The sequence below is a fragment of the Seonamhaeicola algicola genome (genome assembly GCF_007997385.1).
In the GTDB taxonomy this organism is placed as follows: domain Bacteria; phylum Bacteroidota; class Bacteroidia; order Flavobacteriales; family Flavobacteriaceae; genus Seonamhaeicola; species Seonamhaeicola algicola.
Genome location: NZ_VOSC01000019.1, coordinates 192,913 through 203,851, shown reverse-complemented (window position 1 = coordinate 203,851; position 10,939 = coordinate 192,913). Strand labels below are relative to the sequence as shown.

At 37.4% G+C, this 10,939-nt stretch carries 9 protein-coding genes; 3 read left to right on the top strand and 6 right to left on the bottom strand.

What is annotated here, in order from left to right:
- Positions 1-589: 589 nt before the first annotated feature.
- Both FUA26_RS06275 and FUA26_RS06270 read left to right on the top strand, forming a co-directional pair.
- Entirely contained in the window at positions 590-835 is a 246-nt protein-coding gene (locus FUA26_RS06275; RefSeq protein WP_147133153.1) for an AbrB/MazE/SpoVT family DNA-binding domain-containing protein, read from the top strand.
- A complete protein-coding gene (locus FUA26_RS06270; protein WP_147133151.1) occupies positions 826-1,149 on the top strand; it encodes a type II toxin-antitoxin system PemK/MazF family toxin in 324 nt (107 codons plus the stop codon). Before FUA26_RS06275 ends, FUA26_RS06270 begins: the two co-directional genes overlap by 10 nt.
- Before the next feature lie 414 nt (positions 1,150-1,563).
- Here the strand turns inward: FUA26_RS06270 and FUA26_RS06265 are convergent, their stop codons facing one another.
- The 4 genes from FUA26_RS06265 to FUA26_RS06250 form a co-directional block, all read right to left on the bottom strand.
- Positions 1,564-2,844 carry a phenylacetate--CoA ligase family protein gene (locus FUA26_RS06265; RefSeq protein WP_147133148.1) on the bottom strand — a complete coding sequence of 427 codons (1,281 nt, stop codon included), beginning with the start codon at positions 2,842-2,844 and terminating at the stop codon, positions 1,564-1,566.
- A gap of 25 nt (positions 2,845-2,869) precedes the next feature.
- A complete protein-coding gene (locus tag FUA26_RS06260) occupies positions 2,870-4,153 on the bottom strand; it encodes a GNAT family N-acetyltransferase (protein WP_147133146.1) in 1,284 nt (427 codons plus the stop codon).
- A complete protein-coding gene (locus tag FUA26_RS06255; protein ID WP_147133143.1) occupies positions 4,114-5,259 on the bottom strand; it encodes a glycosyltransferase family 4 protein in 1,146 nt (381 codons plus the stop codon). The genes FUA26_RS06260 and FUA26_RS06255 overlap by 40 nt, the downstream gene beginning before the upstream one ends.
- Positions 5,260-5,849: 590 nt before the next feature.
- Complete coding sequence (locus FUA26_RS06250; RefSeq protein ID WP_246109090.1) at positions 5,850-6,329, bottom strand: HU family DNA-binding protein; 480 nt, start codon at positions 6,327-6,329, stop codon at positions 5,850-5,852.
- A gap of 506 nt (positions 6,330-6,835) precedes the next feature.
- Between FUA26_RS06250 and FUA26_RS06245 the strand changes: the two genes are divergently transcribed.
- The gene (locus FUA26_RS06245) at positions 6,836-8,911 is read left to right on the top strand and encodes a right-handed parallel beta-helix repeat-containing protein (RefSeq protein WP_147133140.1); all 2,076 of its coding nucleotides are present in this window, start codon (positions 6,836-6,838) and stop codon (positions 8,909-8,911) included.
- A gap of 52 nt (positions 8,912-8,963) precedes the next feature.
- Here FUA26_RS06245 and FUA26_RS06240 read toward each other — a convergent pair whose 3' ends face one another.
- Both FUA26_RS06240 and FUA26_RS06235 read right to left on the bottom strand, forming a co-directional pair.
- A complete protein-coding gene (locus FUA26_RS06240; protein WP_147133137.1) occupies positions 8,964-10,052 on the bottom strand; it encodes a glycosyltransferase in 1,089 nt (362 codons plus the stop codon).
- Positions 10,049-10,939 (bottom strand): glycosyltransferase family 2 protein, encoded by an 891-nt coding sequence (locus FUA26_RS06235; RefSeq protein WP_147133135.1) that lies wholly within the window; start codon positions 10,937-10,939, stop codon positions 10,049-10,051. The genes FUA26_RS06240 and FUA26_RS06235 overlap by 4 nt, the downstream gene beginning before the upstream one ends.

The following is a 10,939-nucleotide window of genomic DNA, read 5'->3' as shown; positions in this document are numbered from 1 at the left end:
ACTGATGACTGTAGACTGATGACTGTAGACTGATGACTGTATTTAGTAAGCAGTAGTCAGTAGGCAGTTAGAAAGTAAAAAGTTAGTTATCGTTATATCTTTTGAATTTTATCAACGTTTCAACTGTATTTAGTAAGCTGTAAGCAGTAGGCAGTTAGAAAGTAAAAAAAGTTAGTTATCGTTAGTCTTTTTAAACGTTTCAACTTTTCAACTTATTGGTTGACTGTTGACTGTTGACTGTTGACTGTAGACTGTAGTAAGTAAGCAGTAGGCGGTTAGCAAGTTAGAAAGTAAAAAGTTAACAAGTTAGCAAGTAAGTTATCGTTGTATCTTTTCAACTTTATAAACTTTTAAACGTTTCAACTGTATTTAGTTAGCAGTTAGAAAGTTAGAAAGTAAAAAAGTAGAAAGTAAGTTATCGTTATATCTTTTAAACCTTTTGACTTTATAAACTTATAAACGTTTCTCCCGTATCATTACTAGGTTAAAAATCCGCTACTGTTCCTATGCTAAAGTATTGGTGTTAATACGGAATGAATTTTGATATTCAAACAAATTGTATTTACTTTGTAATAACATTTGTAACATTATGGAAACAGCAATAATCAAAATTGGAAATTCAAAAGGGCTTCGTTTGAGCAAAACTATTTTAGAGAAATATAACATCAAAGACAAAGTGGAACTTATTCTCGAAAAAGGACACATTATTCTTAAACCAGTTGCTACACCAAGAAAAAATTGGGAAAAAGCATTTAAAAAAATGAACGAATCCGGAGATGATAAGTTGCTAATGAGCGATGTGTTTGATGATGAAAACATTGAAGAATGGATTTAAAACAATATGCCATTGTTCTTGTAAATCTTGATCCAACAATTGGTAGCGAAATTAAAAAGACCAGACCTTGTGTTATTGTTTCTCCAAATGAAATGAATAAATATTTGAACACTATTGTGCTAGCGCCAATGACAACGAGCTTAAAAAAATATCCAACCAGAGTGTCGGTAAAGCACAACGAAAAAAAAGGCATGATTGCCATAGACCAAATTCGGACAGTTGATAAAGCTAGAATCATCCGCGTTTATGAAAGTCTTACAACATCTGAAATAGAAAAATGCAAAGAAGTTATAAAAGAAACCTTTGTGGACTAAAAAAGTACTTATGTCAGAAGTTAGTTGTTAGTTGTTGGTTGTTAGAAAGTTAATTATGGTTAACCCCTTAGCTTTTAAACTTTATAAACTTTTAAACTATTGGTCGACTGATGACTATAGACTGAAGACTGATGACTGAAGACTGTAGTAAGTAGGCAGTTAGTTGTTGGTTGTTAGTTGTTAGTTGTTGGTTGTTAGAAAGTTAATTATGGTTAACCCCTTAGCTTTTAAACTTTATAAACTTTTAAACTATTGGTTAACTGATGACTGTAGACTGAAGACTGATGACTGAAGACTGTAGTAAGTAAGCAGTAGGCAGTTAGAAAGTAAAAAAGTTAGAAAGTTAGAAAGTAAGTTATCGTTAGTCCTTTTAACCCTTTCAACGTTACAACATTAAACCTTACATCCTTTACCTTACGCTTTCATATAATTATTCACAGTGGCTTTACGTTTACCAGAGGCTAGTACGGGTATTTCGTTTACATAGCTTACATGTATGTGGGCATCGTTACCTAAAAAGCCTTTAAAACAGTTTATAATAGCCGCTTCTTGGTTAAATGCCTTGGTAACATTCAGTTTTAAGGTGTACTGGGTTTTTCCGTCTTGGATAAGCTGACTTTGTAAAATACCCTCGTAATTAAAGGTGTTCATGATTATAAAGGCACTAACCAATGCACCTTTGGTGTTATAAATAACATCTGTTTTTCGGCCTTCAATATGTGTGAAAACAGGCGGATTTACGCTATAATCTATAGTGCCAATATCACCCGTATCATAGCGTATTAATGGGGTGGCATAGTTGTATAAATCGGTTATTACAATGCGTCCTAAGGTATGGGGTGCCGCAGGCGTATCGGTATCTACATCTAACAGTTCTACATAATAGCTACTCCAGTTTATGTTGTAGTTATTGCTGTTAGGGGCTTGTTGGGCAATAATGCCTTGCTCAGTATTCGAATAACGGGCTACTACAGGCACGTTAAAATAATAGTGTAACTGCTGTTTGGTGTAGGGGTTTAGGCTTTCAGACATGGTGATGATGCCCTTTAAGCGCGGTATTTGTATGGGGGTTGCTTTGGTACGGTCTAAATAACGTACCACCATATCAAAAGCCGATGCGTAACCCTGCCATATTTTAGGGCTCGGGTCATTTTTAAGCTGTGTTAAACGTTGTGCTATATGCGCATCGTTAAGGTCTAAAACTTCAATGGGCACTATATTTTGAAGTTTGTACGCCCAAGCTGGTTTTTTATAATGGTCTAGCCAATGCCGCATATAATACAAGCGGTCGCCCACCATATACTGTATTTTACGGGCATAATATAAGGTATCGGCCGTATTACGTTGTACTTTTTTGCGGTTATGGGTTATTTGTAAAGGCGTCCCCGTAGAGCCGCTGGTTTTTACCGTTTTTAGTGTTTTATTTACAAAATTACACGCTTTAAAATCGGATAGCTGGTTGCGAACCGTATTCTTGGTAATAACCGGAAATGCTGATAAAGGTTTGTTTATATACGGGGCGTAAAATGCCGTGTTACTGCAAGCCTGCTGTAATAAAGCTGTTAGGGCTGTATTGTTAGGGGGGTACTGTTGTGTGGTTTGTATATGGTGCAAATGGGTTGCAATACAGTTGTTTAACAGGCGGTCTTTCAGCCAAAAACTTCGGCGTCTTAAAACGTTTAATAGGGTGTACATGTGGGTACTTAGGGTGTTTAGGTTTTTAAACAACCTGTATATGTAGGTAGGTTGTTTGCGCTTGTAATATAAAGCTTTTTTTACTGTGTTTGGTTTTAAAAACTGTTAAAGCCGTTTCGGGTGTGCACCCTGCAAACAAGGTGTTGTATATAGTCGGTTTTAAAAAAGCGTAGGCCGTGTCATTATAATCAATAGGTAGTAATGTGTTTGGGTTGGGTAAGGCCTCTAATGGGGTTACGTGTAGCTGTGGTTGTGGTGTTTTTTTATGTTTTAGTGTAAACATCCATTTGTTAAATACCTGGTCTATATGTTGTTCGCGCAACCATTGCTTGCAGCGGTATGTAGTAGCTATGATACCTGCTAGTAAGCGCGATGTGATAGCTGTTTTATTGTAAATAATATGGTGGTAAAAGAGGTATGGAGCATCTGCCAACCGTTTTTTATAGTTGTAATGCCCTTTGGAAAAATCGAAGGTCTCTATATGGTTATCTATACACCACGCTAGTTGTTTTAAAAATCCGATATAGCCTAGGTTGAATTTTTCAAAATCGGTATCAAACACAGGTGCTCCCAATATCATACGGGTATTGCTCAGATAGTTAAAGGTTACACTAATGGGGGTATGTTGTTTGTATATTACAAATACAATGGCTTTATGGTCTTTAAGTAACGTCCATAGAAGCTCTTTTAAAAACGCTTTTTTATGGGGCAATAGCCAATGGTTAAAACGCTGTTGCTGCAGTGTCCGTTTTTCTAATAAGCTATAATAACTCTCAAATAGCTGTATAAAGGTACTTTCTGTAATAGCATGACCTTTAAGGGCTTCATAGCGTATATTAAAACAGGTTTCTAAACGTTTTTGGGCCCGTTTCAATTTCCAACGGCTTTTGCTACGCATGCGGGTATGCATGTACTGCTGTATAGATGCATAGTTAGCTACCTCTACAACATACCCGGGGTATTGTTTAATTTTTTTTAGCCCTATATGTTTTGTGGGTGCTGTTTCTGGTATTGGGGCGTGTTCTGGTACATCGTATACCACATGCACCTGCTTGTTTTGTGGTGCGTAGTTGGCTGTTATACCATAGCTAACCCCGTGGGTAAGCGTAGCGCCGGTATTTTTTAATAGGGGCAGGCGGGTAGGTTTAAAAAAAAACAGCCCTGTAATACCGGGTACCTGTATGTTTGGGCGGTTGTTATTAAAATGCCTGTTCCAAACGTTTAAAAACGGAGCTGTTGTAAATAGTGCGTTAGTAGGTGTATGCGGCATTATGTTAACTGTTGGTATTCTTCTAAAATAGCATCCCATACCTTTTGGCGTTGGTAACGGTCTACAATTAACTGGCGGCACTTTGCGGTGGTGTATTGGTTAGGGCGTATGTAAAACGCTTTCATTTTTTCATACAGTAGCGTACTATCTTTTACGGGTATAATTGTGCCGTTTTCACCCTCAATAATAATTTCGTTACAGCCGTTAATATTGGTTACAATGGCAGGTAAGCCCATAGCGCCTGCTTGCATCACCACATTAGGGAAGCCTTCGCGGTAACTGGGGAAGGTTAGTATATTGGCAATAGCAAAGTAGGGGCGTACATCGTTTACCCATCCGGTGCTAATAATATGAGGGTTGGTATTAATAATGTCTAAGGTTTCGGGTAATAGCGGATCTAATGCAGTTTCATAATCGCCCACCAGTAACAGTTTGGTATTGCTATGTAAGCCTTGTAATCGGTTAAAAGCGGTTACTAATTCATTCACGCCTTTATCGGCTACCATACGGCCAACAAACACATATACCACATCATCATCTTGAATATTTAATTGGGCGCGGGTGGCTTGTTTGGTCGCGTTAGTGTATAAGGCAGGGTCAAAGTGGTTGGTATCAATACCGTTAGAACTACCACTAGCCAATACCTTTAACTTGCCCTTATGGGTAAATTTGTTTTCTAGAATAATAGCAACCAAGCCATAGGCGTTGGGATAAATTTTAGTAGCGCAGGCATACGTTATTTTTTCAACAAGGTTTAGCAACCGCCTTTTGTTACCAGTAGCCTCTACTAAGGGTAAGCCAGCTATGGTGTGTAACCGGTGGGGTACCCCTGCCAATTTAGCAGCTATCATACCTAAAGTACCCGCTTTTGGGGTGTGCGAATGTACAATAAACGGTTGTTCTTTTTTAAATAGTTTGTAGAGTTGATATACGGCTTTAAGGTCTTTAAGCGGCGTTATTTTTCGGGTCATAGGCACGGGTATGGTAGCTACACCCTCTTGTTGGCCTACCTGTTGTAGTTTATTATCAAGGCCAGGGTCTGCAACGCCTAATACCCTGTAATGCTGTGTCATAAATTGCAATTGGCCCTTTAGTAATCCGCCTAAGGAGTTTGGTATGGTCGTAATTCTAATGAGTGTTTTCATAGTTTTTGCTGTGTCAACCGGTTAATAGCAGCGCAAATATAGAAAAGTAATACGGTAAACCGCCTTAAAAATTAGTGCTATGGTACACTTTTTTAGACCAATGGTGGTAGGCTGTGTATGTCTGTTGGTAGCCCGTATTTTGTATTTTTTTATGTTAAAATTACATATATAGCTTGCTATATTAGTAATTTGCATGTATTTTTGATGTAGCTATGACAGCTATCGAGTAGGTGAGACTATTCAAGACCTTAATACAAACAGCTCAAAAAACCGCGGGATTCTAAGCAAATTTTTGAGCTTTTTTTATGTTTTTTTGCCAAACATCACGGGTTTTTTCAGGTTTTTTTGTAAGATAACACTTCTTTTTAAAAGCGTTTTTATGCTAATTTGGGAGTGTTTTTCAGGTATTTGTGGGTGTTTAAAATCATCAGGACGGTTATTTTGAACGATGCGGACGCTTTAAACGGTTCATGCGGACGGTTGATTTTATTCGTACGGACGGTTTTTTGGGGCTAAACCCCATAAAAAAAGGCCTTACGTGGTGAGACACGCAAGACCTTAATACTAAAAATTCAAAAAACCGCGGGATTCTAACTACGGGCTTTTCTAAAGGACAAGTTTTTAAGTAACTGTCTAAAACTTTTACCGGGGCGGAACAAAATACGGGCTTTTGTAATAGCCGATGCATCCAGTTCTTCAGCTGTATCGCGCCCTTGCGAGCTAATACCTACTTGAAAATTGCCCAAGTGGCCTAATTTAACAATGCGTCCTTGTTTTAAGGCATCTACAATGTTGCGTTCTAGGGCCATAAGTACCGCATAACAATCGGGTTGTGTTATGGTACATTGGTAGGCAATTTGCTCCGCGAGCGTTTCCATGTCTACACTGCCATCTCCTATGGCAGCTGCGTAAAACTTCTCAGGTAACGTGATGTCCTGAGGGTTTCTTCTTTGCAATACTCTAAACAATATTGACATAAAAAAAAAAATTAAAAATTTATAAATTAAGTTTTGCGTAGTACACTGTATGTCAGTGCCTATATGCCTTACAAAGTTGCTTATAATTTTCATTAGTTTTACAATTATTTTAAAAACCTTTTCAACAAGTATTTAACAATTGAGTACGCTTTAACTTACATTTTTAGTCTTATTTACTTATTTTAATTTATATATATCATAACGTATTGATTATGAGTGTTTTTTAATTTAATAGCGTTCATCACATTAATTTTTTGTTACCTACCTATTACCAAGGTGTTACCCCTGTAGTTATTAACAAGCATTGTTAACAACTCCTGCTTAATTAGCCCCAATTAAGTACTTAAACCACAGGACGTTTTACGTATTTTTACGGCGCTAAAAAAAAATAGGGGATTACAACGTCTAAATTTTGCATTTGGTCGTATATAAAAGCATTTGTAACCTTTTAAATTGTAAAGAACTGTTAAAATTGTATTTCATCGACTACAAAACCATGGAAATCATGTATTTAATCGAAAACTTTTGTCGTTTTAACGATACTTTTAAAAAAACACATACTTTTAAACCATTAATGAATGCCCCAAAAATTTAGAACCATGAAAAAGACATTTGTATTATTACCCCTATTAGCCTTATGCGTGTTTAGTTTTAATGTGGTTTCTTGCAACAATGAAGAATTGTTTGTTGAAGAAACCCTTATTGAAGAGACCCCCGAAGAAGAAGCCGAAGAGACCCCAGAAGATACTGAGGAAGATCCTACAGAAGACGATACTGACACTACTGAAGAAACGGTGGCTGCAGACCCTACCCAACCTTGTGATTTTACCTTAACCAATTTAGCGCCCAACAGTACCGTTATTATTAATTGTATTATGGATTTAGAAGGTGCCACGGTTGATATTCCTGCAGGTGTTACTATTGTGTATGAAGGTGGAGACATCATTAACGGAACGCTTAACTTTTTAGGCGATGCCGAAATAGGCGGTGAGCTGCTCAATGATACTTTTACCATTACAGGAACCACCCCACAAGTGAAAGCCGATTATTTTCAATTAATTCCGGAACGTTGGGGGATTGTAGAAGGTAAGGTGAATGATGAGGTTGCTAGAAATAATAGAGATATATTAGAGGCCACCTTTTTTAAATTGCACGATTTAGGTATTGCTACGGTTAAAATTGATGCAATGGATGCCTATTTTAAAGTTGATGGTTACCTAAACGAAGGAGTACCAGAAGTACATGCTGTTAATTTACCTTCAGATTTTACCCTCGAAATGACAGATAATACACATTTACGCATGCAGCCAAATGGTCATTTTAGAGCAAGTTTAATGGCTATTTATGATGAAAAGAATATTACTGTAAGAGGAGGGTTTCTTCATGGAGAACGTAATGAGCATAATTATAATTCTGGCTTTGTTGATTCTGATGGAACTACAAGTGGAAGTCATGAATGGGTTCATACTATGGCTATTAAAGGGGGTGAAAATATAGTTATAGATGGTGTTACTTTTCAAGATGCCACTGGAGATGGTATATCGATATCAAGTATTTATTTTTATTTTGATTCAAGACATATTCGTTCAAAAAACATTAGAATCATAAATAATAAATTTTTAAGAGCGCGACGTATCAACCTAACGTTGGTTAATTGTGAAGATATATATATTGAAAACAATGAATTCATAGATGGAGGTGTTGATACACCTAACTCTAAAGGAACAGCACCTTCTTGTCAATTTAATATTGAACCTGTAAGGCATTGGGATAATGGTACTTTAGTAGAATATGAGCGCGTAAGTGATGTGTATATGCGTAATAATAAAGGTATTTTAACAGGAGCTACAGGAGGTGGATTTAATATATCTCATGGTAATGGTCCTATTATATTTGAGAATAATACTATTGATTCTTCAGTGTCCTATACAACTGCAGAAGGCGTTATTATTAGAAATAATGTTGTAAATAAATATATAAAAGCAGGTAATCCATCCAATTATAACCGAACTGATTTTGTGTTCGGAAATAAAGTATATGGAAATAAAGTATATGGCGGTATTGTTGTTGGAGGGAACGGTGTCGATATTTATGATAATGATATTGAAGGAGATATAGGTATTTATCTAGGCGCAGGGGCTAAAGATAGCAGCTTGGGCGTTTCTAATACCACAATTACCAATAACAGCATAAAAGCTAAAAGCCGAGGTATTATGGCTATTAATGCAACTAATAACACATTAATTGAAGGCAATACTATAGAAATGTTAGAAGGTAGTACATTTGCTTTAAATTTGTATAACACTTGGTCTGAAAATAGTAGCTCTAATTTTGTAGTAAATAATAATATTGTTACTGGAACTAGAACAAATGAAAGTGGAGCACACACAAGTCTTATTGGTGCTAATTCCATTCGTGTGACCAATAATAAATTAGGTTGTACTATAATTACAGGCGGGCAAAATACTGTTTTTACAGGTAACGTTATTGATGCAGAAATTAATAAAGATGGTTTGGTTTTTAATGAGGATTGTCCTAATTCTTCTTTTACTGATAATACGATTATTTTGTACACATCAAAAACACCTTTAAAAATAAAACCTATAAATTATAAGGACGGCTTAACGTTATCTACTTCTGTACAGATATCCAATAATGAAGTTGTTGAAAAATAGAATACATTATTATAGAGTATAAAAAAAGGCTTAATTTTAAGCCTTTTTTTTATTAATTTAATCTTTTATAAAGTTGGATATGTTCTTGAATCATTTTATGTATATCAAAATCTGCCGCTCGTTTTAAGCAATTGGCTACGGTTTGTGTATACAGTGCTGGGTTATCTAGCAAGGTTGTAATATGGTTGGCTAAGGCTTCAGCATCGGCATCAGGAAATACCAAACCATGGTGTTTTACAATGGCACCTAAGCCGGGGGTATCACTGGCAATAAAAGGAGCGCCCGATGCCATCCCTTCAATGCAGGATAATGATAAACCTTCGTAATGTGAAGCTAATACCACCACATCGGCTGTTTTTAAAAGCTGCGGCACGTCATCACGTACGCCTAAAAAGTGTACCCGTGCCGTTAGGTTTAAGGCGTGTACCTGGGCTTGCGCCGCTTGCAGTAAAGGGCCTGTACCTACCAAAGCTAATTTTATATGCGCAGGTACTAGTGTGAGCGCTTTAATGGCGGTGGCTTGGTCTTTTTGCGCGGTAAAGCTAGCCACTTGTATAACCAGTACATCGGTTGCAGCTAGCCCTAGAGCTGTTTTGGTATAGGGTTGGGCATTGGTAAATGCAGCCACATCTACACCGTTATATATTTTAGTGATTTTTGGATGAAATGCTGCGCCTAAGTGTGTTTTTAAGCTGCTATCAACCGCATCCGATATACTAATGATACTATCAAATTGCTTGTAAATATAACGGTCTAATAGTTTGAATACGGTTAACTTGCGGCGTCTGTTGGTGGTGTTATGTTCCGTATAAAGTAGTTTGATGTTTGTATGGCCCCATAATTTTGCCAAGGCTAGCCAATAGGCGGTGGGGAATAAGTGCGCATGTACTAACGGAAAGGGTTTTAACAGCCGCCTTAACTTTAGTATGTTTAAGGGGTTGTAAATACTTTTACCTACAGCATTAATACTGAGTATGGGTATGTTATGCGCCCGTAGCTTAGTATGTAAAGGCGTAGGCGTGGGGTCTAGTACCAATATAGCCACGTCTATCCCTGCGTTTTTATAGTGTATGCTGGTATTGGCTACCAAAGTTTCAGCGCCTCCAGCTCCCAATGAATTTATAACTTGTAAGAGTCTCACTTTTTTAGTTTGTTTATATGTAACACATATAGGTGTAATAAAATACCAAAAGGGATCATGGCCACGGTTAGTAAAGGCTTGGGTGATTTTCGTATGCAGTTAGCATCCCGTAATTGGATGCTATGCGATATGTAGTGGATGGCATTTTTTACCCGCACTTTAAAAAAGCGGCTGTGTTTTAAGTATAACCTACGGGCGTACTGAAAGCCTTTAGGGTGCCTGTAATACTGTTTAATGATATTGCGTGAGGAGCCGTCTTCCATATATTCCACCACACACAAAACCTCGTTAAGGCATAATAGGGTATAGTCTTGGTCTATCAACAAATACAAGGTACCTAAGGGTACAAAGCGTTCGTTAGGAAATATGGGGTAGGGCGGGTATTGCTTAACCACGGCGGTACGCAATACTAATTTTTTATCGCCCGTCACCTTATGGATATTGTGCAAGGCTTCTAAGGTAGTTTCTGTGCCCTGTTTGGGCAGGCGTTGCCCAATAATAGTACCATCTTTATAGGCATCTAAGCCAATAAAACCAGCAATGGTGTCTTTTTTAGGCGTACTGTTCCAAAAACTAATAATATGCTGTACGGCCTCTGGGGGCATAAAATCGTCACTATCAATACACACGTTTAATTCCGTATCAATTAAGCGGTAGGCCGCATTATGCCCCCCGTGCATGCCTTGGTTGTTTTGGTAGTGGTAGCGAATGCTGATCTTGTTGTCGGCTATCCAACCTTCTACCAAGGTTTTGGTGTCATCGGTAGAGCCATCATCAATAATTAACCAGGTAAAATCTTGGTTGGTTTGGGCAACCAAACTGTTATAACATTGGTGCAAGCAATAGGCACGGTTATAAGTAGGAGTAAAAACGGTGAGTGTTTTCAT